This window comes from Pseudohalocynthiibacter aestuariivivens, from assembly GCF_018457175.1.
GTDB classification, from domain to species: Bacteria; Pseudomonadota; Alphaproteobacteria; order Rhodobacterales; family Rhodobacteraceae; genus Pseudohalocynthiibacter; species Pseudohalocynthiibacter aestuariivivens.
On the sequence record NZ_JAGFNU010000002.1, the window covers coordinates 141920 to 168374 of the forward strand.

25 protein-coding genes and 1 tRNA gene are annotated in these 26455 nt (G+C 53.8%); 12 read left to right on the plus strand and 14 right to left on the minus strand.

Translation table 11 applies throughout. From position 1 onward, the window contains the following. Positions 1-49 precede the first annotated feature (49 nt). The 5 genes from J4E70_RS04565 to J4E70_RS04585 all read right to left on the minus strand — a co-directional run bounded on the left by J4E70_RS04565 (position 50) and on the right by J4E70_RS04585 (position 6073). Positions 50-1588 carry a trimethylamine methyltransferase family protein gene (locus J4E70_RS04565; protein ID WP_213887906.1) on the minus strand — a complete coding sequence of 513 codons (1539 nt, stop codon included), beginning with the start codon at positions 1586-1588 and terminating at the stop codon, positions 50-52. Between the two features lie 212 nt (positions 1589-1800). Then, the gene (locus J4E70_RS04570; protein WP_213887907.1) at positions 1801-2649 is read right to left on the minus strand and encodes a TPM domain-containing protein; all 849 of its coding nucleotides are present in this window, start codon (positions 2647-2649) and stop codon (positions 1801-1803) included. Beyond that, positions 2646-4049, minus strand: a complete 1404-nt coding sequence (locus tag J4E70_RS04575) for a pyridoxal phosphate-dependent decarboxylase family protein (protein ID WP_213887908.1) — start codon at positions 4047-4049, stop codon at positions 2646-2648. Before J4E70_RS04575 ends, J4E70_RS04570 begins: the two co-directional genes overlap by 4 nt. A gap of 42 nt (positions 4050-4091) precedes the next feature. Beyond that, positions 4092-4904 carry an isocitrate lyase/PEP mutase family protein gene (locus J4E70_RS04580; protein ID WP_213887909.1) on the minus strand — a complete coding sequence of 271 codons (813 nt, stop codon included), beginning with the start codon at positions 4902-4904 and terminating at the stop codon, positions 4092-4094. Next, positions 4901-6073, minus strand: coding sequence for a pyridoxal phosphate-dependent aminotransferase (locus tag J4E70_RS04585; RefSeq protein ID WP_213887910.1), 1173 nt, complete (start codon positions 6071-6073; stop codon positions 4901-4903). Before J4E70_RS04585 ends, J4E70_RS04580 begins: the two co-directional genes overlap by 4 nt. 306 nt (positions 6074-6379) lie before the next feature. On the opposite strand from J4E70_RS04585, the gene cysS reads away from it, so the two are divergent. Genes cysS through J4E70_RS04605 form a run of 4 tightly spaced genes read left to right on the plus strand, consistent with a single transcriptional unit; the run spans position 6380 to position 10426 of the window. After that, complete coding sequence (gene cysS, locus J4E70_RS04590; protein ID WP_213887911.1) at positions 6380-7906, plus strand: cysteine--tRNA ligase; 1527 nt, start codon at positions 6380-6382, stop codon at positions 7904-7906. Next, positions 7903-8046 carry a hypothetical protein gene (locus J4E70_RS04595; protein WP_213887912.1) on the plus strand — a complete coding sequence of 48 codons (144 nt, stop codon included), beginning with the start codon at positions 7903-7905 and terminating at the stop codon, positions 8044-8046. The genes cysS and J4E70_RS04595 overlap by 4 nt, the downstream gene beginning before the upstream one ends. Next, positions 8043-9662 carry a citramalate synthase gene (gene cimA, locus J4E70_RS04600; protein WP_213887913.1) on the plus strand — a complete coding sequence of 540 codons (1620 nt, stop codon included), beginning with the start codon at positions 8043-8045 and terminating at the stop codon, positions 9660-9662. The genes J4E70_RS04595 and cimA overlap by 4 nt, the downstream gene beginning before the upstream one ends. After that, the gene (locus J4E70_RS04605; protein ID WP_213887914.1) at positions 9659-10426 is read left to right on the plus strand and encodes a phytoene/squalene synthase family protein; all 768 of its coding nucleotides are present in this window, start codon (positions 9659-9661) and stop codon (positions 10424-10426) included. The genes cimA and J4E70_RS04605 overlap by 4 nt, the downstream gene beginning before the upstream one ends. Before the next feature lie 2 nt (positions 10427-10428). Here the strand turns inward: J4E70_RS04605 and J4E70_RS04610 are convergent, their stop codons facing one another. The 3 genes from J4E70_RS04610 to cobA form a co-directional block, all read right to left on the minus strand. Then, positions 10429-11661 (minus strand): MFS transporter, encoded by a 1233-nt coding sequence (locus J4E70_RS04610; protein ID WP_213887915.1) that lies wholly within the window; start codon positions 11659-11661, stop codon positions 10429-10431. Positions 11662-11732: 71 nt separating this feature from the next. Beyond that, positions 11733-13010, minus strand: coding sequence for a cobyrinic acid a,c-diamide synthase CobB (locus J4E70_RS04615; RefSeq protein ID WP_213887916.1), 1278 nt, complete (start codon positions 13008-13010; stop codon positions 11733-11735). Continuing rightward, entirely contained in the window at positions 13007-13873 is an 867-nt protein-coding gene (gene cobA, locus J4E70_RS04620; protein WP_213887917.1) for a uroporphyrinogen-III C-methyltransferase, read from the minus strand. Before cobA ends, J4E70_RS04615 begins: the two co-directional genes overlap by 4 nt. Before the next feature lie 97 nt (positions 13874-13970). Here cobA and J4E70_RS04625 point away from each other — a divergent pair, with 97 nt between their 5' ends. From J4E70_RS04625 to J4E70_RS04645, 5 genes are all read left to right on the plus strand, one after another. Next, complete coding sequence (locus J4E70_RS04625; RefSeq protein ID WP_213887918.1) at positions 13971-15047, plus strand: cobalt-precorrin-5B (C(1))-methyltransferase; 1077 nt, start codon at positions 13971-13973, stop codon at positions 15045-15047. Beyond that, entirely contained in the window at positions 15044-15778 is a 735-nt protein-coding gene (locus tag J4E70_RS04630; protein WP_213887919.1) for a cobalt-precorrin-6A reductase, read from the plus strand. The genes J4E70_RS04625 and J4E70_RS04630 overlap by 4 nt, the downstream gene beginning before the upstream one ends. Further along, complete coding sequence (locus tag J4E70_RS04635; RefSeq protein WP_213887920.1) at positions 15775-16404, plus strand: DNA-3-methyladenine glycosylase family protein; 630 nt, start codon at positions 15775-15777, stop codon at positions 16402-16404. The genes J4E70_RS04630 and J4E70_RS04635 overlap by 4 nt, the downstream gene beginning before the upstream one ends. After that, positions 16401-17063 (plus strand): alpha/beta hydrolase, encoded by a 663-nt coding sequence (locus tag J4E70_RS04640; RefSeq protein ID WP_213887921.1) that lies wholly within the window; start codon positions 16401-16403, stop codon positions 17061-17063. Before J4E70_RS04635 ends, J4E70_RS04640 begins: the two co-directional genes overlap by 4 nt. A gap of 192 nt (positions 17064-17255) precedes the next feature. Further along, positions 17256-17840, plus strand: coding sequence for an HNH endonuclease (locus tag J4E70_RS04645; protein WP_213887922.1), 585 nt, complete (start codon positions 17256-17258; stop codon positions 17838-17840). Between the two features lie 3 nt (positions 17841-17843). On the opposite strand, the gene J4E70_RS04650 is transcribed toward J4E70_RS04645, so the two are convergent. Further along, positions 17844-18797: a radical SAM protein gene (locus tag J4E70_RS04650; RefSeq protein ID WP_213887923.1), complete on the minus strand. Its 954-nt coding sequence runs from the start codon at positions 18795-18797 to the stop codon at positions 17844-17846. Positions 18798-18969: 172 nt separating this feature from the next. On the opposite strand from J4E70_RS04650, the gene zwf reads away from it, so the two are divergent. The 3 genes from zwf to pgi are packed head-to-tail and all read left to right on the plus strand — an operon-like array spanning position 18970 to position 22705. Beyond that, a complete protein-coding gene (gene zwf / locus J4E70_RS04655) occupies positions 18970-20421 on the plus strand; it encodes a glucose-6-phosphate dehydrogenase (RefSeq protein WP_213887924.1) in 1452 nt (483 codons plus the stop codon). Continuing rightward, on the plus strand, positions 20421-21095 hold the full coding sequence (gene pgl / locus J4E70_RS04660; RefSeq protein ID WP_213887925.1) for a 6-phosphogluconolactonase: 675 nt from the start codon (positions 20421-20423) through the stop codon (positions 21093-21095). The genes zwf and pgl overlap by 1 nt, the downstream gene beginning before the upstream one ends. Further along, positions 21092-22705 (plus strand): glucose-6-phosphate isomerase, encoded by a 1614-nt coding sequence (gene pgi, locus J4E70_RS04665; protein ID WP_213887926.1) that lies wholly within the window; start codon positions 21092-21094, stop codon positions 22703-22705. The genes pgl and pgi overlap by 4 nt, the downstream gene beginning before the upstream one ends. On the opposite strand, the gene J4E70_RS04670 is transcribed toward pgi, so the two are convergent. The 5 genes from J4E70_RS04670 to J4E70_RS04690 all read right to left on the minus strand — a co-directional run bounded on the left by J4E70_RS04670 (position 22702) and on the right by J4E70_RS04690 (position 26380). Continuing rightward, positions 22702-23178 carry an acyl-CoA thioesterase gene (locus J4E70_RS04670; protein ID WP_213887927.1) on the minus strand — a complete coding sequence of 159 codons (477 nt, stop codon included), beginning with the start codon at positions 23176-23178 and terminating at the stop codon, positions 22702-22704. The genes pgi and J4E70_RS04670 overlap by 4 nt on opposite strands. Before the next feature lie 126 nt (positions 23179-23304). Beyond that, positions 23305-23706 (minus strand): ACT domain-containing protein, encoded by a 402-nt coding sequence (locus tag J4E70_RS04675; protein WP_213887928.1) that lies wholly within the window; start codon positions 23704-23706, stop codon positions 23305-23307. Positions 23707-23716: 10 nt separating this feature from the next. Beyond that, positions 23717-24025, minus strand: a complete 309-nt coding sequence (locus J4E70_RS04680) for a DUF4389 domain-containing protein (protein ID WP_213887929.1) — start codon at positions 24023-24025, stop codon at positions 23717-23719. 171 nt (positions 24026-24196) lie between these two features. Next, positions 24197-24270, minus strand: a tRNA-Gly gene (locus J4E70_RS04685). A gap of 58 nt (positions 24271-24328) precedes the next feature. Beyond that, positions 24329-26380 (minus strand): ASKHA domain-containing protein, encoded by a 2052-nt coding sequence (locus J4E70_RS04690; RefSeq protein WP_213887930.1) that lies wholly within the window; start codon positions 26378-26380, stop codon positions 24329-24331. Positions 26381-26455 lie beyond the last annotated feature (75 nt).

Consider the following 26455-nt stretch of genomic DNA (forward strand, 5'->3'; position numbering starts at 1 on the left):
CCTGTAACACAGACGACCTCGTAACCCTCGGAACCGAGATATTTGATTTCTACGACGGTAAATGAATCTTGAACTTCGCCCGAATCTGCGCGTCCAGTTCAGGGTCAAAACGAGCCGCAGACCGATCCGCCAGGATTTCTTCTTTTCGGGCCGTCGCTTTCTTTAGCAAGTCTGGTTTGCCCAATTCCACCCATTCCTTGGGCGAACTGCGGTCTGCAAGCTCAGGGTAAATGTATTCTGTCTGCATCAGGCTAAGTGTCTGGTTGTGGCCAAGGTAGTGGCCGGGACCTTCAAGGCAGACAGACCGCATAACCTCAAGGCTGACGCTGTCTTCAGTCACTTCAATACCGCGCACGCAGCGCATGGCCTGCCCAAGCAGATCATCCCCGAGGATCAGGCTTTCAAGGCAGAAACCCAGCAGCGAGGCATGCATTCCTGCGGCCTCGTAAACCATGTTGAGCCCGGAAAGACCCGCCATGACGTTAGACATCGCCTGTTCCCAACCGGCCTGCATATCCGGTAGTTTGGCATCGGCGATTCCGGCCGCCGCACCACCGGGTAGGCCATAAAACTTGTGCATCTGGGCACAGCCAGCGGTCAGCAAGGCCTGCTCGCCAGAACCACCCGACATTGCACCTGTTCGTAGGTCCGAAACAAACGGCCATGTGCCAAAGACGCAGGGATGGCCGGGTGAAATGGCGTTGACGTAAATAATTCCCGCCAGGCATTCCGCAACAGCCTGCGTGATTGCACCGGCAATCGGGGCAGGGGCCGTGGCCCCGGCCTGACCTGCGGACAACAGCAAGATGGGCATGCCACCTCGGATCAGTTTTTCCATGACCTGGCAGGATTCGGTGGCAAATTTCATTGGGGGCACAACAAAACAGTTCGAGTTCGATACAAACGGACGCGCACGCCATTTGTCTTCTCCGCCCGCGATCATGTGCAGCATCTCTAGGCCACCGTCGACAAAGTCAGGTTCGGTGAAACTCGTGCCAACATGTTTTGTGGTGCCGGAGGTCACGGCGTAAATTGTGTTCAGGTCCATCTCGTAGTTGTCGGGAATATCCCGGCACACCATTGGGCGCTGCACAAAATGTATGTTGTCCAACCGGTCGCAGATGCGGGCGGCATCATGCAAGTCCTGCACCGTGCATTCACGGTAATTGCGCCCTTCGACGTCAACCATGTGAACTGCGGCACCGGCGGTGCCAAAGTGGACACGATTGCCTGAAAGATGAAGGTCGTGTTTTGGGTCACGCGCGTGAAAAACAACTTCTTTACTTGTTTTGGCGAGCATGTCCTCTACCAACGCGCGCGGGAACCGCAGTCGGCCATCATCGCCCAGTATCGCACCCGCTGCTGTCATAACTGCGATACCGCTTTCGGGTGCATCGGCTAGACCTATGGTTTCCAGCGCATCAAGTGCCGCTTGGTGAATGCGCTCTATGCCTGCCTGTGTAAGCGGGCCATAGTTGCCGCCTTCCATACCGGCGCGGACAGGACGAAGGTTTTCTGCAAGTGGAGCCGAACGCAATGCGGTGCGGGCGGCACGTCCGCCGGAACGGCGAGGGGAAGTTGTAGTCATGATTGTCTCTTTTGATCGGGGAAAGGGGGAAAGGTGACGTTACATCGCCACCGGGCGCCCGCGTGCCGCGCGACCCCGTTCTGCCCCGATCGTTCTTACGATCAATGATATGAGCCAGTCAAACCGCCCCATGATCTCTCCCTTTTTCCGGGGAAGGTATTAAGTTGAAGTGTTACAATCTTGCCTGTTTACGTCAACATGTCGCTTTTGGCTTACCATCTGCCAGATGCGCCGCCACCCGACGAACTGCCGCCACCGAAAGAGCCACCGCCGCTACGGCCGCTTCTAGAGGTGCGCGATGTCGCAAATTCCTTGCTGTCAGAGTAGTCGCAGTAACGACAGTAAGTTGTCTGTCGTCTTCGTCCGCCGACCGTTCTTGATGCAGCCAAGATGACCTCGTGATCGCGGGAAAGGCCTCTGCGACCACAGTTGGGGCAGTGTCTAAAGCGCATCCTGAAATCGCCAAGCTTGCGCCGGAACGCCAGAAACAACATGCCAGCCACAACAACAAAAGGAATTAGAAAACGCCATCGATCAGAACGAACGGCCTGTTCAGGCGGCTCTTGTCCCGCAGTGTGGGGCCGCGCGACCTGATCAATCACCTCGTAGGTGCCGTTTTCGATGCCTTGACTGTAATTGTCCGACCGAAATTCAGGCAGGAACCTTTGATCAATGATATCACCGGCAATAATATCGTAGCCACGTAGATATCCGGTACCAAGTTCGACGCGCATTTCCCGGTCTGTCTGGGCAACGAGTATTAGTATTCCGTCATTGCGTTCCGCGCTGCCGATGCCCCATTCATTGAACAACCCGGTTGCAAAACTTTCGATCGTGTCGTGCCCGCCAAATGTTTTCCAGCTTCCAAGGGTCAGAACAGTTGCCCCCACCCCTGTCTCTTTTTTTAGGTTTTCAAGTTCGGCAAGCAGCCGTGCTTCAGCATCTTCGTCGATAATGTTCGCGTAATCGTTGATATAAACAGACGTGTACGCCGGGTAATTTTGGGCGAACAACAGGGTCGGAAAAACGCAAAAAATAAAGACAAGAACACGCAACATCATGAACCTCTGGTAAGATCAGATAAAACTTTGGGGATCATCATAACATCATCCCGCGTACAGTCGAACTGGCCAACCTGAACCCGAATAACAAATTTACCTTCGTGCAAGGTTTGTGTCAGGTAGATTCTCCCGTCATTGTTTATTCTTTCCAGAAGTTTCGCAGTTGCTTCGTTCGGGTTTTGTCCTTCCGGAACATACTGAAAGGTAAACAAGGACAAGGCTGGGGCTGTGGCAATCGTAAAATCGGGCAGGGTGGAAATCACCTCTGCAACCTTATTTGCCCAAGACACATGGTTGCGTATCCTTTCGCGCAATCCCGTCAGCCCATAGGCACGCAACGTGAACCAGATTTTAAGTGCGCGGAAACGCCGGCCAAGTGGCACGGTCCATTCGTTATAGTTCACGATGTCCTCGGCACCCTGTGTTTTCAGGTACTCCGGTCGCAATCCCATCGTGTTTATTTGCGGTGTCGGGTCCGCAAGAAACTGCACCGCACAGTCAAACTGAACACCAAGCCATTTGTGCGGATTGAAGACAATACTGTCTGCCTTGTCGACACCCGTCCACAATGCCCGAAATTCCGGGCAAATCATGGCAGAGCCTGCCCAGGCTGCATCGATATGGGTATAGAGGTTACGAGCCTTCGCAACATCCAGACAGGCGTTGATTGGGTCGGTTGCCCCGATGGAGGTGCCGCCAACACAAAGAATAACACCTGCTGGCAGATATCCGGCGGCTGAATCAGCTGTAATCGCTGAATCAAGTGCTGCGGGGTCCATGCCGTTCTCAAAGTCGGTATCGATTTTCACCAGGTTGTTCTGCCCGATACCCGCCAGACGCGCAGCTTTATCAACCGAAGAATGTGTTTCAGCAGAGGCGTAAAGCCGCAAGAGTGGTTGTCCGGATAACCCTTCTGCAATGCCTTTCCAGTCAAGCGCACGCTCGCGCATCGTCAGAATTGCCGACAGTGTCGCCGTTGTCGCCGAGTCATGAATCGTACCTGTGAAATGATTGCTCAGGCCAAGCGCATCGCGTAGCCAGCGGATCATCACCTCTTCGATTTCGTTTGCAGCGGGGGCTGTTTGCCAGAGCATCGCCTGCGCTGAAATCGCATTGGCCAACTGTTCTGCAAGCATCGAGGCGGGTGATGCATTCCCCGGAAAATATGCAAAAAACCGAGGGTGCTGCCAATGGGTCATGGCGTCCGGTACGATGGCTTTAAAGTCTTCAAAGATGGCAGCCATATCTTCGGCGGCTTCCGGTGCGATTTCGGGCAGCTTGGCTGCTGTAACACCGGGGGTCGTCTGTGCACGTACGGGACGCTCACGCAATGAGGCGTGATAATCTTCCGCCCATTTCGCGGCCTCACCGCTCCATTTGCGCAGATCCTTGTGGTCCATCCGCATTCCTCCGTAGAACGAGGTTTGAGTTGCGTCCAGATGCTACCGCAGCAGTTTATCGATGACACCACCCGATATGCCGTTAGACAACAAAGAAAAGTCACCATCCCCGAACATGGCGTCGGCTGCGTCCTTGATTGCCCGGTGTGTTACGCGAGCAAGCGCGGACCCAAGCGAGATACGGGCAACGCCAGCCGCAGCAAATTCTGCTTTCGATACTTTCGTGTAAGGCCCTGCAGCAAGTGCGTTGATTGGCAATGAGGTAGACGCGCAGATGCGTTTCATATCGTCCATTGTGGCCGGAAGAGGTGCATATAGGCAGTCAGCCCCTGCGCCTTCAAACGCTTTCAGGCGCCGCAACGCTTCTTCGATATCGTACTGACCATTCATTATTCCATCTGCACGGGCAACCAGAACAAAGTCTTTTGGCAGGGCGCGGGCCGCAGCAGCCGCCGCGCGAATACGCTCAACAGCGAGATCGAAATTGTAGGGGGTAACAGAAGGAAGGTGGGAATCTTCAACGGAAATCCCGGCAAGCCCAACCTCGGCGGCAAGGCGCACCGTTTCTGCAACTGTATCTGGGGCCTCGCCAAAACCATTTTCGAAATCGCCAGAGACAGGTACGTTCACCGCTGCCACCAGATCAGCTGCGTGGCTCAGGGCTTCGTCCCGCGTCACATTCCCCATATCGGGTCTGCCAAGCGTGAAGGCATGCGCAGCGGACGACGTGGCTATTGCCTCAGCGCCAAGTGCCACAAGCATCTTTGCGCTGCCAATGTCCCAGGCGTTCGCCAGAATGAACGGATCACCAGGGCGATGCAGGTCACGAAAAGTAGCACCTATATCCTTGCTCATGGGGTGATCCTTTCTGCATAAGAAACGAGCCGAGTCAGCGCATCGGCAAAGGCGTCATCATCTATCGTCATTGCAACGCGCAGATGCCCGGCTGCGGCGGTGCCAAAGCTTTCACCCGGCATTGTTGCGATCCGTTCTTCGGCAAGCAACCCTTCGGCGAATTCCTCGCCACTCTTTCCGGTCGCGCGAATATCAAGCATCAGGTACATCGCGCCATCGGCTGGAATAAGCCCGACAGTGTTTTGTTTTGCGAGAATGGCACGGGCAATGTCACGACGACGGCGGAAGGGGGCGGCGACCTCTTCTTCCAAATCCGGGCCCTGCAACAAAGCGAACTCGGCAGCGTCTTGAATGAACCCGGGAACGCCGTAGGTCGTCGTGGTCGCAAGATCGATCAGACGGGCGATAACCTCTTCCGGCCCGGCGATCCAGCCAACACGGCTGCCTGTCATCGCATGGCTTTTGGACATGGACCCAACAACAAGCGTGCGCTCTGCCATACCGGGTAGCGCTCGTGGGCTGATGTGTTCGCCCTTCCAGACCTGTGTGTCGTAAACCTCGTCCGAGATCAGCCAAAGGTCATTGTCCATGCAGACGCTGGCGATACCTTCAAGCGTGGCGCGCGAATAGACCACCCCTGTGGGGTTGTTTGGCGAATTAATCAGCAGCGATTTTGCACCCGGTGCGACGGCAGCAATTTCGCCTGCACGCGGTTGAAAGGCATCTTCAGCCCGGGCATCAACGCAGACAGGTACAGCCCCCGCTGCGCGCAGTGTGCCGGGGTAGGTTGCATAATAAGGCGCAATGAAAAGCGCAGTATCACCGGTGTCACATACCGCACAATGCGTTGAAAACAACGCCGACTGGCCACCAGGTGTTATCATGATATTGTTGCGGGTGGTCGGCACACCTGTGCGTTCGGCAATCCGTTCGGCAACCACATCGCGCAGGCTGTTCACACCCGGAACCATCGCATAGCCGGTATGGCCACCTAAAGCGGATCTATACATTGCCTCCAGAATCGCATCAGACGTGCGAATGTCATGTTCACCAATCGTCAGTTCCAGAACGGCCTCCCCCGCGGCCTTCATTTCACGCGCCTTGTAAAACACGCCCCAGCCGTCAGAGCCGCCAGCGTTCAACCCAGTAATCCAATCAGATAATTTCATGTCCGTACCTTGTCTGTTTGCGGCACGCGACCACGCCGGGATCGGATTGTCAAATGCACAATTGTATCAAGACATATCAGGCATTTTGGTTAAGCCATGCTGTGACTCCCCCGATTTTTCGATGCACAGATCAACCAACGGGCTTGGCAGAGCGAACGGGGGTTGTTATGAGGGGCGCATGAACACGGCACTTTGCATTATTATCTGCATTACCGGCTGACATCGTCAGGCGGGCCGGTCTTCTTTGTTTCCTTATAAAGCTGAAGTTGATAAGCCCGCGGCGGGACCGCGCGTAAGGACATATGAATGACTAAGATCACGCTTCACAACACAAAGACCCGCAAGAAAGAGGTCTTTACCCCAATCGACGAAGAAAACGTGCGGATGTATGTCTGTGGGCCGACCGTCTATGACCGCGCCCATATCGGCAATGCGCGCCCGGTGGTGGTGTTTGACGTGCTCTACCGTTTACTGCGCCATGTTTATGGCGAAGATCATGTGACCTATGTGCGTAATTTCACCGATGTGGATGACAAAATTAATGCCCGCGCGATTGAGAATGTCGGCAAGGATGGGGATGTGAACGCTGAAATTGCCCGGATCACAGACATGACTACCCAATGGTTCCTTGATGATATGGGCGCACTTGGCGCGTTAAAACCCAACGCCATGCCACGCGCCACGCAGTACATCCCGCAAATGGTTGCGATGATCCAGACGTTGATCGAGAAACGTTTTGCCTATGTCGTAAGAAGTGAGAGCAATAATCCGCCAGAAGAATATGTGTTGGCAGACCGGGAAGCGTTGCTCGGTGAGCACGCGCTTTTCGAAGTAGAGAAATATGAACGATACGGTCAGCTATCAGGGCAGTCCACAGAAGATATGATCGCTGGCGCCCGAGGCGAAAAAGCACCAGGAAAGCGGAGCCCGATGGATTTCGTTCTGTGGAAACCTTCCACTCCAGATTTGCCCGGCTGGGATAGCCCTTGGGGACGCGGTCGACCCGGCTGGCATATCGAGTGTTCGGCGATGTCAAAAGCGTTATTGGGTGATCGGTTCGATATTCATGGTGGTGGTCGCGATTTGATGTTTCCTCACCACGAAAACGAGATCGCTCAAAGCTGCTGCGCAAATGGAACTGACGAAATGGCGCAGGTCTGGATGCATAACGAGATGCTGCAGGTCGAGGGCAAGAAGATGTCGAAATCCCTCGGCAACTTTTTCACCGTGCGCGACCTGCTTGATCAGGGCGTTCCGGGCGAAGTGATCCGGTTTGTGTTTTTGAGTACACATTACCGGAAGCCGATGGATTGGACAGAGCAGAAAAGGCGAGAAGCGTCTCGTGAGCTGGACAGTTGGGTGACCTCTCTTTCGGTGGATCATGAACTTTTAGATAACCCGATTGATTTAGGCCAATGCGACCAGCAAATTGTTGCCGCACTTGCAGATGATTTGAATACGTCTTTTGCACTAACGAAGCTCAAAGCTACTGCAAAATTTATCGACAACAGCAGAGAATTCCTGCACCTCTCTGAGCCGCGCCAGTTAGAGGTAAGGCGGATTTTCGTTGCGAGCGCATTCCTCCTCGGGTTCGACCTTGTAGAATTGGCAAAACAGATGCGGAACCGTCCAGCTGCTAAAGATCTGGAATATTACACGTTGAGTATGGTCTATGAACGTTCTCAAGCAATGGAGACGAAAGATTTCACTGAGGTGGATCGGCTTAAGGCGGCTCTCCTTAACGCAGGTGTTGAAGTTCGTATGACCAAGGATGACGTGGAGCTTGTGCCGGGTCCGGACTTCGACCCTTCAAAATTGGAGGCCCTCAAATGAGTTCAGCAATGTTTGAGCACCTCGAAACGCAGGGCGGCGCCCGGCACGAGGGGGGGCGTGGAGCGCCCGCCCGTGGGGGCGGGTCGGGCGCTGCCCGGGCTTTCACCCCGGACGTACTCTATGGCGAGGTTCTGCTATGAGCCGCGAACGCCTCTCACTCTACGATACCACCCTTCGCGACGGGCAGCAGACGCAAGGCGTGCAGTTCTCGACCGCTGAAAAGCAACAGATCGCCGAAATGCTTGATGCGCTTGGTGTTGATTATATCGAAGGCGGCTGGCCCGGTGCGAACCCGACGGACAGCGAGTTCTTCAGCGCAGCCCCCAAAACAAAGGCGATTTTGACAGCCTTCGGCATGACGAAACGCAGCGGGCGTTCGGCCGAAAACGACGATGTTCTGGCGGCGGTGATGAATGCGGGAACATCTGCCGTCTGCCTTGTTGGTAAAACCCACGACTTTCATGTCACGGCGGCCCTTGGGATAGATCTTGCCGAAAATACCGCAAATATCGCGCAGTCCATCGCGCATATCGTGGCGCAAGGCCGCGAGGCGTTGTTTGATGCCGAACATTTCTTTGACGGCTACAAGGCGAACCCGGACTACGCACTCGAAACGGTGAAAGCCGCCTATGACGCAGGCGCACGTTGGGTTGTTCTGTGTGACACCAATGGTGGCGCGTTGCCGTCAGAGATTTATGAGATCACCAGGGCAGTGATCGACGCGGGCATTCCCGGTGATCGTCTTGGCATTCACACGCATAACGACACTGAAAACGCAGTCGCGAATTCGCTTGCCGCGATTGATGCAGGCGCGCGCCAGGTGCAGGGCACGCTGAACGGCCTTGGGGAACGTTGTGGCAATGCAAACCTCACCGCGCTGATCCCAACCTTGCTGCTAAAACCAAGCTATGCGGACAGGTTTGAAACAGGCGTAAGCCCTGAGGCACTGGTCGAACTGACCCGCACCAGCCGTATGCTCGACGAAATCCTCAATCGAGTACCGCTGAAACAGGCAGCCTATGTTGGGGCAAGCGCCTTTGCCCATAAGGCGGGGCTGCACGCCAGCGCCATTCTGAAAGACCCGACGACATATGAACATATTGATCCCGCAAGTGTGGGAAACCGGCGTATCATCCCGATGTCAAACCAGGCCGGGCTTTCGAACCTGCGCAAACGCCTTACCGATGCCGGGCTAGAGGTTGCCGCGGACAACCCGGCCTTGCCGCGCATTCTTGAGCAGATCAAGGAACGCGAGGGGCAGGGGTATAGTTATGACACTGCTCAGGCGAGCTTTGAGCTTGTCGCGCGGGATGCGCTAGGGATGCTTCCGCAATTCTTTGAAGTGAAACGCTACAAGGTCACGGTTGAACGTCGCAAAAACAAATACAACAAGATGGTTTCCTTGTCCGAAGCTGTTGTTGTCGTGAAAATTGGCGGCTCGAAAATGCTGTCGGTTTCCGAGAGCCTTGATGAAAGCGGCAATGACCGTGGCCCGGTCAATGCGCTGTCAACTGCACTCGCGAAAGACCTTGGACCATACCAAAACTATATCGAAGATATGCGTCTGGTTGATTTCAAGGTGCGCATAACCGATGGCGGCACAGAGGCTGTGACCCGCGTGATTATCGACAGCGAAGACAGCAAAGGCCAGCGCTGGTCTACCGTTGGCGTGTCACCCAACATCGTCGATGCATCATTCGAGGCTTTGCTGGATGCAATAAACTGGAAACTGATCCGCGACGGGGCAAAGGGATGAGCCTTCAGGCTTGTGCGGAACAGGTTAGACGTGGCGACCCCGACAGGTTTCTTTCTGCGATGACTGCACCGCCGGACGCGCGGGCGAAACTGTTTCCGCTCTATGCTTTCAACCTCGAAGTGGCACGCGCACCGTGGGTTACGGAGGAGCCGATGATTGCTGAAATGCGTCTTCAGTTCTGGCGAGACGCTGTTGAGGAAATTGGCGATAGCAAACCGCCGCGCGCACATGAAGTTGTCGCGCCACTTGCAGCCGTGGTGCGCGAAGCTGGTTTGCCAGTTGAGGTTTTTGACGCGCTGATTACGGCACGCCGCTGGGACATCTACCGCGACCCGTTCAAAGATCAGGCGGATTTTGACAGCTACATTGATAAAACGGCAGGCGGGCTGATGTGGTTGTCGGCTTTGTCTCTTGGCGCGGAGCCAAGTCAGGAAAGAGCGATCAGGGACTACGCCTATGCGGCGGGTGTTGCGAATTGGTTGAGGGCTGTGCCAGAGCTTGACGCGCGCGGGCGTATTCCGCTGCTGGACGGCCGAGCCTCGGGCGTCGCCGAGCTTGCAAAGACGGCGCTGAAACGCCTGAAATATGCGCGCCCCGATGTTGGCAAAAACTGTAGCGCAGCGTTGCGCGCCGGGTGGCAGGCGCGGTCAATTTTGATGCAGGCAATGTCAGAACCTGAACGGGTTGGCGAAGGCACGCTCGGAACGTCAGAGTTTCGACGCAAAGGTAGTTTGCTTTGGAAATCCGCGATTAACAGTTGGTGACTTCACACGTCTTCGTGGCGCATCACCAGCCAGATCAGTGACCCACCCGCCAGCATCAGAAGTGGTGCCATTGCCAGATTGACCGAAGCCCAGCCTTGCTGAACATCGCCACCCGAACAATTCATCAAGCCACCGGAGGCGAGAGAGGCTAGGGTCACACAACCAAAGACGATCATGTCGTTCATGCCTTGCACCCGACCGCGTTCCTCTGGTTCATGTGCGGAGGCGAGCATGGCCGTTGCTCCGATGAACCCGAAGTTCCAGCCAATCCCAAGCAGGATAAGCGCAATGAAAAAGTTGGAAAGCTCAACGCCGCTTAATGCAACAATGCCAGCAGCACCAAGAATCGCGAGACCGATTCCAACAATCTTTTCCACGCCGAATCGCGCAATCAGATGACCCGTAAAAAACGACGGTGCAAACATTGCAAGAACATGCCCGGAAACGACGTCAGCGGCGACGCCTTTCTCGTAGCCACAGCCAACCACCGCGAGCGGTGTTGATGTCATGACAAGGTTCATAAGTGCATAGGTAACCATGGCACAGATGATTGAAACCGCGACGCGCGGCGTTTTCAAAAGCTCAAACCGGCTGCGGCCCTTGGGGGCATCGATTGCAGGTTTTTCTGGTGTCGGTATATCGAGAAAAAGGAACAGGAATGAACCAACAACATTCAGCGCAATAACTGCAAAATAAGTACCGATGAAAACAACTGGTAGTGCTTCGCTTGTAACCTTGACCAGTTGCGGTCCGATCACTGCGGACGCCAGCCCACCCGCCATAACATATGAAATCGCTTTCGGTCTGAACTCATCGGAGGCTGTATCGGCCGCAGCGAAGCGGTAGAAACCCTGCGCAGACATGTATGTGCCCGTAAACAATGACCCAACAAGAAACAGCCCGAAAGATTGATGATATAAAGCGAATGCGCTGATCGAGGCCCCAATCGCGCCCCCCATACTTCCGATGAAAAAACCGACACGCCGCCCAAATCTTTGCATTATCGCTGAAAGCGGCTGTGCGTTAAGCATCGAGCCAATCACGATCAGGGAAATTGGTAACGTTGCGAAACAGATATTTGATGCAAGCGATTGCCCTGCAAGACCACCAATGATGAAAAGCATCGGCATTTGCGCGCCAAGAATCGCCTGGGCAAGCACCAGAACAACCACGTTTCGTTTGGCTCTGAAGGGGTTGTACTGATTGGTATCAGGAGAGTCGGCATATATAGTCATTCGCAACCGGTATACCGATTTTACCTAAAGGAAAAGCCCTAAGATACAACTCAGGGACGATCCAGTAAATGCTAGCGACGATCGATCATATGTGCGAAAGAACCGGACACGTTTGGTGCCATCAGGCCAATTTTTTCAAGGTCATTACCTTCGGCATCTCTGGCGTGAAAAAGGGGTGTTCCTTCAGCCTTTAGCGTTGTGGCGTAGTGAAACTCATGCGCTGTGAACCGGCCCACAAACGGACCAGTCTTGGCTGTAAGTGTACGGTAACCAAGATGGAGTTTTCGCTTCTCAAAACTGGTTTCAAGGCGCAACAACCCAAGCATTTCATGGCGATGTCCGGCCGCGTCGATTAAGCTATCTCCAAGCGTCATGTAACCTCCGCATTCGCCATAGACATGGGTACCGGAATGGGCGGAATTCTGCACTCCAGACTTAAACGTTGACGCTGAAGCAAGCTGACCCGCATAAAGCTCCGGATACCCCCCTGGCAGAAAGATAATATCCGTTCTTGAAGGCGCTTCATCGGCAAGCGGCGAGAAGAAACTTATCTCGGCGCCTGCCACCTTCCAGTCATCCAGCAAATGAGGATACGCAAATGCAAAAGCTGCATCACGCGCAATGGCAATACGTTGTGCTGGTGGAGGGAACCGGTTTTTAGTAACGGCGTTCGCGACGGGTGCAGCAAGCGCAATCAACGCTTCCATATCCACGGTTGTGGCGACTGTATCTGCTGCACGGCTTAAATATTCGGACAGGTCTTCCCGTTCTTGCGCCTGCACCAACCCCAGATGGCGTGACGGATGGGAAAGACCGTTTTGTCGATGAATCGCCCCCAAGACCGGCAGACCAAGCGGGACAAGGGCGTTGCGTAACATTGTCTCGTGCCGCGCACTGCCGACATTGTTCAGTATAACAGCGGCAACTTTCACATCCGGGTCATGTGACACAAACCCACTAACGAGCGGCGCTATGGATTGCGCAGTCTTGGCGGCATCCACTATCAGCACAACAGGCAAGTTCAGTTGGCGGGCAAGATCGGCTGTTGCACCTTTTCCATCTGGTGGGGCGCCATCAAACAACCCCATCGCGCCTTCGATCAGTAGCAGCCCGTCACCGGCTGCCAATGCTTTCACCCGTTCTGGGGACATGGCCCAAGCATCGAGGTTTAGGCAGGGCGCACCACAGGCTGCCTCGTGGAATCGGGGGTCGATGTAATCCGGGCCGGACTTAGCACCGCGAACCAGGATTCCATTGCGCGACAGCGCGTGAAGCAGGCCAAGCGTTACGGTTGTTTTTCCAGCACCCGACGACGGGGCAGATAAGATCACCCCAGTGCTATTGCTCATGATGCTTCTGCCGGGCGACCACGCCCTAATGGGTCTGTATTGCGGGGCGCGTTCCCTGCAAGCTGCGATTGCCAGTCAAGCGCCTGTCGCATCAGAACCGAGCGGCCAACGCAGATGATAGCCGGCGGGGTCAGGCCCGCGTTATCTATATCGACAACAATCGTTCCAAGGGTTGTTTCAAGGACTTGTTGTGTTTCTGTTGTTGCATCCGTCACAACAGCCACGGGTTCCGAGGCAGGCCGTCCCGCGGCCCGTAGTTCGCCGGCAATCCGCTCGATATGTTTCATACCCATGTAGATCACAATGACTTGTGAGCCGCGTGCGATTGATCCCCAATCAAGCGACGATGGCGTTTCACCTGACTGATCATGGCCGGTCACAAACGTGACTGACTGGTTCACATCGCGATGGGTCACAGGCACACCGGCGTAAGCCAGACCACCAATACCCGCAGAAATACCAGGAATAATGCGAAACGGCACACCGTGCTGCACAAGTGTTTGTGCCTCTTCACCGCCACGTCCGAAAACAAACGGATCACCGCCCTTGAGGCGCAAGACTTTTTTCCCCGCTTTTGCCATGTCAACCAGCCGAAGCGAGATATCACGTTGCTTGGCCGAAGGTTTTCCACCGCGTTTGCCTGCGTAAATTTTCTCAGCTTGAGGATGTGCCCAATCAAGGATCGCCTCTTGCACAAGGGCGTCATAGACAATCACATCTGCCTGCTTCAGTGCGTTCAGTGCATGCAGCGTAAGCAACCCCGGGTCACCGGGGCCAGCACCACAAAGCCACACCCAACCGGGCTCTAACTCTGGCCAATTGCCCGGTGGAAGCAGGGCATTCTGTGCAGATGAATCACTCATGCGCCCCTTATGCAGCAGACTTGCAGTGGGCGCAAAGTCATCAGCGACACAGATTGATGGATTGGCGGCATCAAAAAGCCGCCCTATAGTCCGGCGAATGAGCCGTAAACCCACATCAGAGCTGCGCCGGGGCTGGACAACCGGAGCCTGCGCAACCGCCGCGACCAAAGCGGCATTGATACGGCTTTGGGGGGGTGAGTTTCCAGAAACAGTCGGTTTAACACTACCAAGAGGCGAAACGCCGGAGTTTAAGGTTACCTATACTGCAGAAGGAAACGGTTGGGCGGAAGCGGGTATCATCAAAGATGCGGGTGATGATCCGGATGTGACACACGGCTGCCACGTACGAGCGCGCGTCAGGAAAATCGAATCTGGTGTGAAATTCGTGGCCGGAGAAGGGGTAGGAACTGTCACCAAGCCGGGTTTGCCAATAGGGGTTGGAGAACCAGCAATCAACCCGGTGCCACGCCAGATGATGAAAGGTATCGTCATGGAAGTCGCCGCTCAATATGAGGCGGGCGGGGGTATCGAGATTACTGTCTCTATCCCCGGCGGCGCAGAAATCGCCCAAAAAACCTGGAACCCGCGCCTTGGAATTGCGGGTGGCCTTTCCATTTTAGGTACCACGGGTGTCGTGCGGCCCTTCAGTTGTTCTGCATGGATCGCCTCAATTCATCGCGGTATTGATGTTGCCTGTGCGACGGGGCTGACCCATGTGGCTGGCTGTACGGGCGCGACCAGTGAACGCGTCGTTCAGGATCTCTACGGCCTCAGTGACCATGCCATGCTGGATATGGGGGACTTTGCAGGTGGTTTGCTTAAATACCTTCGCAAACACCCGGTGTCCCATATTACAATTGGTGGTGGCATCGGGAAATTGACCAAACTCGCGCAAGGTGCGGTTGACCTGCATTCCGGAAGGTCGCAAGTTGATTTCAATGCGTTGAATGAAATGGCGTCGAATATCGGGTTACCCGACATAAGTCGTGTTAATTCTGTTTTGGAAGCGTATGAAATTGCAGGGGAACCTCTGGCCAAACTCGTTGCAGGCCACGCCCTCGTGAGAGTGGAAGAAATGCTCGTAGACGCGCCGATAACGGCAGATATTGTTTTGATTGATCGTGCGGGAAAAATCCTTGCCCGGGCTGGTAAAGATCAAAAGGAAAGTGGATGAAAGTTCTGTTGCTGGCGGGGAGCGGTGAGGCAAGGAAACTGGCCGAGCTTTTAGCGAACGAGCCGAGTACTGAGGCGATCGCCTCGCTTTCCGGTGCAACGCGCGAGCCAGGAAAACTGCCGCTGCAAACACGGGTCGGCGGGTTTGCAGGCGCGGAAGGTTTCAGAAAATGGGTGGTTGAACATGGGATCACCGCTGTAATTGATGCAACACACCCGTTTGCGCACCGTATCAGCAAGCGAACAGCTGAAATTTGTGCGTCACTTAACATTCCATATTTACAGGTTCTCCGCCCAGAATGGCGACCCGGCGCCGGAGATAACTGGATATTCATCGATCATGAAGAAGACGCCAGTGCGTATATCCCAGATGCCAAGACAGTGTTCCTTGCGACCGGACGTCAAACGCTTGACAGATTTTCAGGGCTCGTTGGGCGTAGGTTAATTTGTCGCCAGATTGACCCTCCGGACCGACCGTTTCCATTTGAGGGTGGCGATTTTTTGGTTGGACGGCCCCCGTTCTCAGTTTCCGATGAATTAAACCTGTTTCGCGAATTGAAAGTAGACTGGCTTATCGTGAAAAATGCTGGCGGCGACCGGAGCCGCACAAAACTGGATGCAGCGCGCGAACTTGGTATTCCTGTTTTGATGATCAACCGCCCGCCGCAACCCGATGGCACAACCGTGCGCACCCCTGAAGAGGCGCTAAGCTGGTTGCGGGCGCTGTCATGATAGGCCGGATTATCAAGGGCGATACCTGTGTTGCCGAAGGGGCTGCGTATCTTGCCGGAAACGAGCCGCGCTTTGCTGCTGCACTGTCAGAAACCGGGCCGTTGCCCCTGCGCTTGCGCAAAGATGGTTTCGCGGCACTGTTAGACGCGATTGTCAGTCAACAAATCTCTGTCGCGGCTGCGAATGCAATCTGGCAGCGTATGAAAGACGCGAAACTGACCGGTCCGCGCAAGATTCGGGTGGCCAGTGAAGACGAACTGCGCGCCTGTGGCCTGTCTTCGCAAAAAATCAGATATGCCAAAGCCTTGAGCGAGGCTGGTATCAACTACGTTGCACTGCGAGAGACACCAACAGACGGGGTGATAAAAACCTTGCTCGCCGTTCCCGGCATCGGGCCCTGGACCGCAGAAATATATGCAATGTTTTCACTTGGGCGCGCAGACGTTTTCGCACCCGGTGATCTGGCATTGCAGGAATCAGCGCGCCTGATTTTTGAATTGGAATCACGTCCGACTGAGAAACAATTTCGCCAAATGGCAGAGGCCTGGGCGCCATGGAGGAGCGTTGCAGCCCGGCTGCTCTGGTCCTATTACCGTATCGCAAAAGCGCGGGAAGGAATTCGATGACACGAGAACTGCAAAGTGGGCGGCGGGCATCCGCCTCGGGGACGACGAAGAATGTCGTTGTCTTTTTACATGGGTATGGCGCGGACGGCGCTGATTTGCTTGGGCTTGCTGATCCGCTTGCACAGCATATGCCGGATACGGTTTTCCTTGCCCCAAACGCTCCGGAAAATTGCATCGGTAACCCTATGGGATTTCAATGGTTCCCTATCCCCTGGATTGACGGATCGTCACAGGAAGCTGCTCTTGAGGGGCTTGAGCGCGCCGCGGATGATCTCAACGTCTATTTGGATACAGTCCTTGAAAAAGAGAGTGTAACACCCTCTAATTTAATGATTATAGGATTTTCACAGGGAACGATGATGGCGCTACATGTGCTTCCTCGCAGAGCGGAGGAAGTTTCTGGGATTATTGGTTTTTCTGGCAGATTGATGGCCCCAGAAAGGTTGGCCGCAGAGGTGGTTACGCGCCCGCCGGTCTTGTTAATACATGGAGATCAGGATGACGTGGTGCCACCCCAGTCCATGAACGAAGCCGGGGAAGCACTGGGCGAAGCAGGGTTTGATGTATACGCGCATATTATGAAAGGTACGGGTCACGGTATTGCCCCGGACGGACTGGGAGTTGCGCTTACTTTCATGAAGCAAAGGCTGGGTAGCTAACCCTGTCGTTCAGGTTGCTTTGATCCGTCATATTGTCGTTAAACTTTTTTAGTACGTCTTTGAACAAGCATCGCATATTGTGGGGGTTGTCAGGCGGGAAAGGCTATATATAGTCGTTTCCAAATCGGGGCAGCATGTTCTGCTCCAAACGGCCAGATCAGGTGATCGGGTCGAGAGCGAATGGAACATGTAATGGACGGCGACTTTAGAACGGAATTTACCAGAGAACCGCAAAAGCTACGGAAATATCCGGCCTTGGTTTTGAACGCTGATTACCGCCCTCTATCTTACTATCCATTGTCACTCTGGCCCTGGCAAGAAGCAGTGAAAGCCGCATTTCTTGATCGGGTTGATATTGTTGCGGAGTATGAAAAGAAGGTTCACAGCCCCAGTATCGAAATTCGAATTCCATCAGTGGTTGTTCTTAAGGAATATGTGAAACCGCAAAAACGTGTGGCTTTCACCCGGTTCAATCTTTTTCTGCGCGATGGGTTTAGCTGTCAGTATTGTGGCGCACGCGGTGAATTGACCTTTGACCATGTCGTTCCAAGATCTGCAGGGGGTGTCACAAGCTGGCAAAACGTTGTTGCTGCCTGTTCACCCTGTAATTTGCGCAAAGGATCTAAATCGCTGACGCAAGCGCGCATGCATTTGCGAAGCGCGCCACGCCCACCCGGTGCGGAAGAGTTGCGCAACAGAGGCCGTAAATTCCCACCAAACTTTCTGCATGAAAGCTGGGTCGATTTTCTTTACTGGGATGCAGAACTTGACGCTTAAAGATTAAGCTGAACAACTTGCGCCACCCAAGACGCAAAATTTAGCGCAATGCGGATGGTTGAGATACACGTCAGATTCAGCCTCTTTCAAAGTCGAACCGAGTTCGAATTCGCGAGAGTAGGGAAGCAATGTGCAGGCCAGAACAGCAGGCCGCTGCGCGCCTTTGCGTTTCACAACCATACGCGAAGATGAACACATCACCTGAGCGGGTGATTTGTCCAGAATTGTCCAGCAGGCACTGGTGATTTCAGGAACTTCGACGGCTTCATCCATTTCTGGAAATAAAACAGTCATCCCAGGGTTTTGAGAATCTATCTCAAACCCATGCTCTGAATAGAAAGCCTGATATCCTGCGCGTGCTTCGCTGTCCGTTTCGTTCCAAAGCATCCGGCCTGCCACGGCCATCCGTGCACCGATGCTTTTAAGCCAGCTCATACCTTCAATTGTTTTTGCGTAGCTGCCTGGACCGCGCATTTGATCGTGGTTTTTTTTAGACCAGTGATCAAGTGAAACACGGAATGTGATCTTGTCGCCAAATTCAGAAACCAGTTTTTCGATACCAGAGCGGACAGTTTTTCGCATCATCGGGCGCATCGCATTTGTGAGGACCAGAACCTCATACCCCGCTTCCAGTGCGGCTCGCGTCATCGTGTTCATTTCCGGGTTCATGTAAGGTTCGCCACCCGTGAACCCGATTTCGCGAATGGGCCAATTTCTGGTTCTGATCTGCCCGAGATAGTCTGAAACTTCATCGGTCGTTATATAAACAAGCGCGTCATTGGTTGGCGAAGAGGCAATATAGCAGTTCACGCATTCAATATTACAAAGCGTTCCCGTGTTAAACCAAAGCGTTTCGGGATTATTGAGTGCGACAGACGCACGGTTTTCACCTTTTGCGGTGGTTTTTTTATCGGCAAACTTGCCAAAATTCGCCTCAAATTCCACGTTATCTTTCATAAGCCTGCCAAATCTTTGTTCGTCTTCTTCGTGCTAACGATAGATAGGTGTCCTGAAAAGTCACGGAATGGCAGCTGACGTAGTTGTGATGACTACACCCCATGCTAGAATTGTTGTTAATGTACATCTAACAAGCGACAACTTAGCGCTAATTTGAGAGATAGGAGACATCATGGTCTCACGCGTCATCCCGGTTGATACATTCGACCTTGTTATATTCGGCGGTACGGGTGATCTTGCACGTCGCAAGATCCTGCCGGGGCTCTATGTTCGCTTTCTTGCGGGTCAAATCCCAGAGGGCGCGCGTATTGTTGGCGCAGCACGCAGCGAGTTTGATGATGATGGCTACAGGTCATTCGTGTCAGAATCGATTGCGGAGTTTGTAGCCAAGAGCAAGCAGGATAAAACCGCAATTTCCGAATTTCTTAAGTGTATTCACTATGTGCCAATTGACGCATTGGGCAAAGGCGGGTGGCCAGATCTGGCGAAACTAATGCGCCTGGACACCATACGCGCGTTTTATTTATCTGTGGGTCCAAGGTTGTTCGGCCCCCTTGCAGAGCGGCTTCATGCCCATGGTATTGCAAATGATAAGAGCCGGATCGTTGTGGAAAAGCCTTTTGGCCGCGATCTTAAAAGCGCTTGTGCACTGAATGCTGTTTTAGCAGAATCTTTTGAGGAACATCAGATATACCGGATCGACCATTATCTGGGCAAGGAAACCGTACAAAACCTTATGGCTGTACGGTTCGGAAACATACTTTTCGAGCCATTGTGGAACTCGCAATACGTAGATCATATCCAGATCACTGTGGCTGAAACAGTGGGCGTTGGTGGACGTGGAGGCTACTACGACAAATCGGGTGCAATGCGGGATATGGTTCAAAACCATATGATGCAGCTTTTGTGCCTGATCGCGATGGAACCCCCAAGCACCTTTGAACCAGACGCCGTACGGGATGAAAAGCTGAAGGTCATTCGTGCGCTTGACCCGGTAGAGTCGCATGAAATCGTCCGAGGTCAATATCTGGAAGGGGAAAACGGCGCTTCTTATCAAATCGAAGCTGAAAATCCCGACAGTCATGCAGAAAGCTTTATCGCGCTCAGGACCCATATTTCAAACTGGCGGTGGAACGGTACACCTATTTATCTGCGCACCGGCAAAAGGTTGCGAGCACGGGTCAGTGAAATTGCTGTTGTTTTCAAGGATCCGCCGCATTCCATTTTTGGCCCGCAGGAGGGGCGGCGCGGAAACGTTCTTGTCATTCGCTTGCAACCCGACGAGGGCATGAACCTACGCGTCACAATCAAGGAACCTGGCCCGGGCGGGATGCGCCTCATCGAAGTCCCTCTGGACATGAGCTTTGCAGAAGCTCTTGGCAATGATGGCGACGATATTCCTGATGCCTATGAACGCCTGATCATGGATGTTATCCGGGGCAATCAGACACTTTTCATGCGGGGTGACGAAGTAGAAGCAGCCTGGGCCTGGACCGACCCGATAATTGCGGCTTGGGAAGACCGGCATGACAAACCGAAACCTTACGATCCCGGTAGTTCGGGACCGGAAGACTCGCTAATGTTATTGCACAGAGACGGACGCCGCTGGCGGGAGATTAGATAATGGAATTTGTAGAGTATCCAGATCGCGACATGATGATGATTGATCTGGCAAATATTTTGGTCACAGAGTTAACAGCAGCGCTAAAGCACGAGGACCGTGTTAGTTTTGCGGTGCCTGGAGGCACAACGCCTGGACCGCTGTTTGATAGTCTGTGTGCTGCTGATTTCGACTGGTCACGTATTGACGTAATCCTGACCGATGAACGTTGGGTTCCCGAAACGTCTGAACGTTCAAATACACGTCTCTTGCGCGAACGGCTATTGGTTGATCGTGCTGCAAAAGCGCGACTTATCCCACTTTATGCAGAAGCGCCCACACCTGAGGAAAAGCTCCCAGACCTTTCGATTGCGGTTGGTCCATTGCTGCCAATCAACGTGCTGTTGCTGGGTATGGGGGCCGATATGCATACTGCGTCTCTTTTTCCTGGAGCTGAAGGGCTTGAGAAAGCATTTGAGACTCATGCGCCATTGTTAATGACGATGCGTCCGAAAGGAGCGACCGAAGCGCGCGTCACTTTGACGGCGCCGGTACTGGCCGGCGCGATGGCAAAACACATCATTATACTTGGCGTGGAAAAGCGAAAAGCAATCGAAAAGGCATCTAAGCTGGACGACCCGCTTGAATCTCCTATCTCTGCGGTTTTACCCGGCTCAACTGTTCACTGGGCAGAATGATTATGAGTTTTGAAGATTTAGTCGAAAAACACTCAGCCATTAAAGCCCGCAGCATTTTGTCTCTGCATGACGACAATCCTAGGCGGGCACAGGATTTTTCTGTGTCCTGCGATGAGATGCTTTTTGATTATTCGAAAACCAATATCGACGCTGACGCCCGGACGTTACTGATTGAACTTGCGTCTTCTTCCGGGGTCGAGACGAAGCGTAGCGCGATGTTTTCAGGTGCCAAGATCAATGAAACCGAAGGTCGCGCTGTTCTGCATACGGCATTACGCAACCTAGAAGGCGCCCCCGTATTGGTTGATGGGCAGGATGTAATGCCGGAAGTGCGCGGCACGCTTGAACGCATGTCAGATTTTGCAAATGCCATTCGGAGCGGAAAGTTCAAAGGGCAGGGCGGCAGGATCACCGACGTGGTGAATATCGGGATCGGCGGTTCAGACCTTGGCCCCGCGATGGCCACGCTCGCCCTTGCACCGTTTCACGACGGGCCAAAGGTACATTTCGTATCAAACGTTGACGGCGCACATATCGCAGATACGCTCAAGGGCATTGATCCGACAACGACGCTTGTCATTGTCGCGTCGAAAACTTTTACGACCATAGAAACAATGACAAATGCGAATACAGCGCGTGACTGGATGGCTAACAAGGTTGCGAACCCCGCCGACCAGTTCGCAGCGCTGTCATCTTCGGAAGAAAGAACAACGGCTTACGGAATATCGCCTGAAAATGTCTTTGGCTTTGAAGATTGGGTTGGCGGACGATACTCACTATGGGGGCCAATCGGACTGTCCCTTATGATTGCAATCGGACCAGAGGATTTTGTTGATTTCCTGAGGGGCGGGCAGGCGATGGACCAACATTTCCAAACCGCTCCATTGTCTGAGAACATGCCTGTTATGCTCGCGCTGGTCGGGCTTTGGCACAATCAGGTCTGTGGCTATGCGACCCGTGCCGTGCTGCCCTATGATCAAAGATTGTCGCGCTTGCCCGCGTATCTTCAACAATTGGAAATGGAAAGCAACGGAAAGCGCGTCGCGATGGATGGCAGTGCGCTTGAGTGCCATTCGGGTCCAATTGTCTGGGGAGAGCCGGGTACGAACGGACAACATGCTTTTTATCAGCTGATACATCAGGGCACTCGTGTTGTACCTTGTGAATTTCTGGTTGCGGCTAAGGGGCATGAGGAACATTTAGAACACCAGCACAGGTTGTTACTGTCAAATTGCCTCGCGCAATCAGAGGCGTTGATGCGTGGCCGCAGCATTGAAGAAGCGCGTGTCCTGATGGCTGAAAAAGGCCTGAGCGGAGCAGAGCTAGAGCGGCAGGCCCGCCACAGGGTTTTTCCCGGCAATCGCCCGTCGACAACATTGATCTACCCAAGCCTGACGCCTTTTGTTCTGGGGCAGATCATTGCGCTTTATGAACACCGCGTTTTTGTTGAAGGCGCGATTTTAGGCATCAACTCTTACGACCAATGGGGCGTTGAACTTGGCAAAGAGCTTGCAGTCGCGCTTGAACCGATCGTGAGCGGAGCAGAATCCGCTGACAAGAAAGACGGGTCAACACAGATGCTTGTCTCATACATTCGGGCGAATGGTTAGCCTGCGTCTGCTTTAGCACCATCCCGCTCGATAAGGGCCTTCTTTTGCGCCTCCGTTAACGGGTGACGTCCGTCGCCCTCGCGGTTCAGCAGAACCATCACTGCATCGCCCGTTGCCGCGAGCCCGTTTGAAAACAACGCGTATTCCATGATGAAACTCGTATTGCGAAAGCTGGTTGTCCTCCCGGCAACGATATAGTCATCGCCCAAGTGCATCTCTTTGTGAAACCGGGCGGAGAGGGAGTGTACGACCAGACGAGGGGACATTGGCCCGAAGTCTGAAATGCCATAATCCATCACGTAACTCAGGCGAAAACTTTCGAACCAACGCAGATAGACGGTGTTGTTAACGTGGTTAAGCGCATCAAGCTCGAAAAACTGAACTTTGTTTGCCAGCGCATAGCGCCATTCTGGCGGAATCCCATGCGCAGCGAGCGTTTCTGGTGACAGCGGGGTGTGGTAGGGTAAAGTCATAAGATGCGGTTATCTGAAAATGCTACCAGGGTTCAAGCAGCAGAATGCCTAAGTGTGTGTATTTTGAAAACTTCGCGGAATCGCTGGCCAATGCCGTCAGAGAAAAGAACACGGCGGATGTAGGGTTTAAACGCCACGCCCGCCCATCAGTTTGAGAACCTGTAACGCGTCCTGCTCCCGCCCGTCAGGCACAAACAGATGGTCGTGGAAAAAACCTGATACCGGGTTCACGCCCATATCGTGTTTTGCAAGCTCGGTGGCAATTCGCGCTATAAAACCAACCGCTTCCAGCGAGGAATGGACATTAAGCGTAATCATTCGACAGGGAAACTCGTAAGCTAGACCACAGGCTTCAGCCTCACTCTTAAGAATGATAAGGGTTGTTCCCTCATCCTCCCGAAAGATCATGCGAGGGGAGATGTCTCCAGGCACCGCGTCATCAGAAACGGTCACGAAAACAAATAGCCCATCCTCCAGCTTTGCCGAAAGGGTCCTTAGCAGCGCATCAAAGTTCTGTTCACCGCTCACCTGATTGATCCTAGTCCAGTTCGGTCCAGGGCCAGGGCTTGACGTTGCTTGCCGCAGTCTGGAAACGCGCCGCTTTGGCGATCCATATACCCAGATCGGTGCCGAAATCGGCCAGCCGTTCATTTGGCTGTTTCTTGTTGGCCAACATAATCACAAACTGCACCAATGTCGCCGCACCCAGAACTGTCTGGGCAAGGGAAATCATGATTGCGATCAGCAACATGTAGATCAGGCGTTGAAGCATATTGTCCTCATGCTTGGGTTCGAACTGCTCGCCATGCAGGCGGCCCATTAGTTTTGAATCGTCTGGCTCTGACATCTTGGTCCCCGTTTCTGTGGTCACGTTTAGCTTAGCATATACCGCTGCGGGATCGCACGGAAGGACTTGGTTTGACCGTCACTTTCGCATCTAGGAAACAGCTTAGTTCGAATTCAAACCGGAAGAGCTTTATGCAAAAACTGGTGTTTCACACTTTACCAAAGAGAGCGCTGGAGCGGGTGAAGGGAATCGAACCCTCGTCGTCAGCTTGGGAAGCTGCTGCTCTACCATTGAGCTACACCCGCAGTCGGGCAGAGGGGTAATATCCCGTCTGCCAATCGTCAAGCGGATATAGTATGGCGTTCAGCCGCGGCGTCTGCGTCTTCGGCGACTGCCATCTTCGGCATCATCACCACCACTTCCCTGATTGAAATTAAGATCAGGCAGCGAAACGATGCTGTTCAGGATAGGGAAAGGTTCAACCGAATTCGGGATGTTTGAAGCGTTGACAAAATGTTCCTGAAAACGCGGCTCAATCGCCGTTTCGATCTTGTGGATTTCCTTGACGATTGACTCAATCTCGTTTCTTGCATCGGTGTTGAGCAGCGCAATACGCGCGCCCGTTCCGGCGGCATTTCCGGCAGAGGTGACTTTATCAAGCGGACAATCCGGGATCATACCCAGCACCATCGCGTGCTTTGGGCTGATGTGGGCACCAAATGCCCCTGCCAAAACAACACGGTCAACCTTGTCGACGCCAAATTTGTCCATCAACAGACGGGCACCAGAGTAAAGCGCTGCTTTGGCCATCTGGATTTCACGGATATCACGGTTTGTGACGGTGATTTTCGGACCACCATCGGCGGACCCGTCCCAGACGAGATAAGAATAAGTCCGACCGTCCAGAAAACAGCGGTCCGTACCTGTCTGTGCCGGAGAGCCGATAAGCCCTGGTCCGTCAACAATTCCGGCAAGGCGCATTTCAGCGACCATTTCGATGATACCAGAGCCGCAAATGCCGGTGATACCGGTTGTTGCAATTGCATCAGGGAACCCGTCTTCGTTCGACCAGATGTCAGAGCCAATGACGCGAAAACGCGGCTCTTTCGTGATTGGGTCAATCTCGACACGTTCTATCGCGCCGGGTGCTGCGCGCTGGCCGCTCGAAATCTGTGCGCCTTCAAAGGCAGGGCCGGTTGGTGAGGAACAGGCCAACACTTTTTCTTTGTTGCCGAGCAGGATTTCGGCATTGGTACCGACATCAACAACCAAAACAAGGTCTTCGGATGTATTCGGGGATTCCGATAGCGCAACCGCCGCCGCATCCGCGCCGACATGTCCCGCGATACAAGGCAGCAGATAAACCCGTGCCGCAGGATGGATGTTCAGGCCCAGATCATCTGCACGCAAGCGCATTGCATTTGAAGTGGCAAGCGCGAATGGCGCCTGTCCAAGCTCAAAGGGGTTAATGCCCAGGAACAGGTGATGCATGACCGGATTGCAGACAAACACCGCATCAACAATCAGGTCTTTATCAATTTCGGCCTCAGACGCGATTTGCACAAACAGGGCGTTCATGCCTTCGCGCACTGCGCGGGTCATTTCCTTGTCGCCACCTTCGTTCATCATCGAATAGCTGACGCGGCTCATCAAATCTTCACCGAACCGGATTTGCGGGTTCATAATACCGGATGAGGCCACGACCTCACCACTTTGCAGATCGCAAAGATGCGCGGCGATGGTGGTGGACCCAAGGTCTACGGCCAACCCGTAAACCGTGCCATCGTAGTAGCCCGGCCAGATATGCATTATGCGTGGCGGATTTTCCGCATCGCCAAGATGAACGGCGACCGTGACTTTCCATTCGCCCTTGCGCAGGATCGGTTGCATCGTCTGCAAAATGTGAAGATCAACACGAACGCCGTGCAGGTCCCATTGTTCAGCAAGTGCTGTGATCAACCGTTCCAGATCACCCGAGGGTTCGTGCATGTCGGGTTCCTGCACCTCGACATAAAACAGTTTGGTGGACGGGTTCATCGTAATATCACGTGCTTCAACCCGTTTGCGCACGACTTGCTTGTGAACCTGACTTTCGGGCGGCACGTCGATGACGACATCACCCTGAACTGTCGCCTGACAGCCAAGTCGGCGGCCTTCGATCAAACCACGCTTGTCTTTGTAGCGTTGCTCAACAGAGTTCCATTCGGATAATGCATTGTTGGCAACCGTGACCCCGTGTTTCGAAAACTCGCCATAAGACGGGGTAATCTGGCATTTGCTGCAAATGCCACGTCCGCCACAGACGCTGTCAAGATCAACGCCAAGCTGGCGGGCAGCTGTCAGAATAGGTGTTCCAACAGGAAAATTTCCCCGCTGTCCAGAGGGGGTAAAGATCACAAGGGGGTCAGTTGTCATCAATTTATACTTTTACGCGCGTTTCGATTGACCTGACGATAAACTGTTGACGCAAAAGCGAAAGGCCACGCGCGG

Excerpts from the sequence above, each read along its gene's own strand:
- J4E70_RS04565 (WP_213887906.1), bottom strand. The coding sequence starts at position 1,588 with ATGACTACAACTTCCCCTCGCCGTTCCGGCGGACGTGCCGCCCGCACC.
- J4E70_RS04570 (WP_213887907.1), bottom strand. The coding sequence starts at position 2,649 with ATGATGTTGCGTGTTCTTGTCTTTATTTTTTGCGTTTTTCCGACCCTG.
- J4E70_RS04575 (WP_213887908.1), bottom strand. The coding sequence starts at position 4,049 with ATGGACCACAAGGATCTGCGCAAATGGAGCGGTGAGGCCGCGAAATGG.
- J4E70_RS04580 (WP_213887909.1), bottom strand. The coding sequence starts at position 4,904 with ATGAGCAAGGATATAGGTGCTACTTTTCGTGACCTGCATCGCCCTGGT.
- J4E70_RS04585 (WP_213887910.1), bottom strand. The coding sequence starts at position 6,073 with ATGAAATTATCTGATTGGATTACTGGGTTGAACGCTGGCGGCTCTGAC.
- cysS (WP_213887911.1), top strand. The coding sequence starts at position 6,380 with ATGACTAAGATCACGCTTCACAACACAAAGACCCGCAAGAAAGAGGTC.
- J4E70_RS04595 (WP_213887912.1), top strand. The coding sequence starts at position 7,903 with ATGAGTTCAGCAATGTTTGAGCACCTCGAAACGCAGGGCGGCGCCCGG.
- cimA (WP_213887913.1), top strand. The coding sequence starts at position 8,043 with ATGAGCCGCGAACGCCTCTCACTCTACGATACCACCCTTCGCGACGGG.
- J4E70_RS04605 (WP_213887914.1), top strand. The coding sequence starts at position 9,659 with ATGAGCCTTCAGGCTTGTGCGGAACAGGTTAGACGTGGCGACCCCGAC.
- J4E70_RS04610 (WP_213887915.1), bottom strand. The coding sequence starts at position 11,661 with ATGACTATATATGCCGACTCTCCTGATACCAATCAGTACAACCCCTTC.
- J4E70_RS04615 (WP_213887916.1), bottom strand. The coding sequence starts at position 13,010 with ATGAGCAATAGCACTGGGGTGATCTTATCTGCCCCGTCGTCGGGTGCT.
- cobA (WP_213887917.1), bottom strand. The coding sequence starts at position 13,873 with ATGAGTGATTCATCTGCACAGAATGCCCTGCTTCCACCGGGCAATTGG.
- J4E70_RS04625 (WP_213887918.1), top strand. The coding sequence starts at position 13,971 with ATGAGCCGTAAACCCACATCAGAGCTGCGCCGGGGCTGGACAACCGGA.
- J4E70_RS04630 (WP_213887919.1), top strand. The coding sequence starts at position 15,044 with ATGAAAGTTCTGTTGCTGGCGGGGAGCGGTGAGGCAAGGAAACTGGCC.
- J4E70_RS04635 (WP_213887920.1), top strand. The coding sequence starts at position 15,775 with ATGATAGGCCGGATTATCAAGGGCGATACCTGTGTTGCCGAAGGGGCT.
- J4E70_RS04640 (WP_213887921.1), top strand. The coding sequence starts at position 16,401 with ATGACACGAGAACTGCAAAGTGGGCGGCGGGCATCCGCCTCGGGGACG.
- J4E70_RS04645 (WP_213887922.1), top strand. The coding sequence starts at position 17,256 with ATGGACGGCGACTTTAGAACGGAATTTACCAGAGAACCGCAAAAGCTA.
- J4E70_RS04650 (WP_213887923.1), bottom strand. The coding sequence starts at position 18,797 with ATGAAAGATAACGTGGAATTTGAGGCGAATTTTGGCAAGTTTGCCGAT.
- zwf (WP_213887924.1), top strand. The coding sequence starts at position 18,970 with ATGGTCTCACGCGTCATCCCGGTTGATACATTCGACCTTGTTATATTC.
- pgl (WP_213887925.1), top strand. The coding sequence starts at position 20,421 with ATGGAATTTGTAGAGTATCCAGATCGCGACATGATGATGATTGATCTG.
- pgi (WP_213887926.1), top strand. The coding sequence starts at position 21,092 with ATGATTATGAGTTTTGAAGATTTAGTCGAAAAACACTCAGCCATTAAA.
- J4E70_RS04670 (WP_213887927.1), bottom strand. The coding sequence starts at position 23,178 with ATGACTTTACCCTACCACACCCCGCTGTCACCAGAAACGCTCGCTGCG.
- J4E70_RS04680 (WP_213887929.1), bottom strand. The coding sequence starts at position 24,025 with ATGTCAGAGCCAGACGATTCAAAACTAATGGGCCGCCTGCATGGCGAG.
- J4E70_RS04690 (WP_213887930.1), bottom strand. The coding sequence starts at position 26,380 with ATGACAACTGACCCCCTTGTGATCTTTACCCCCTCTGGACAGCGGGGA.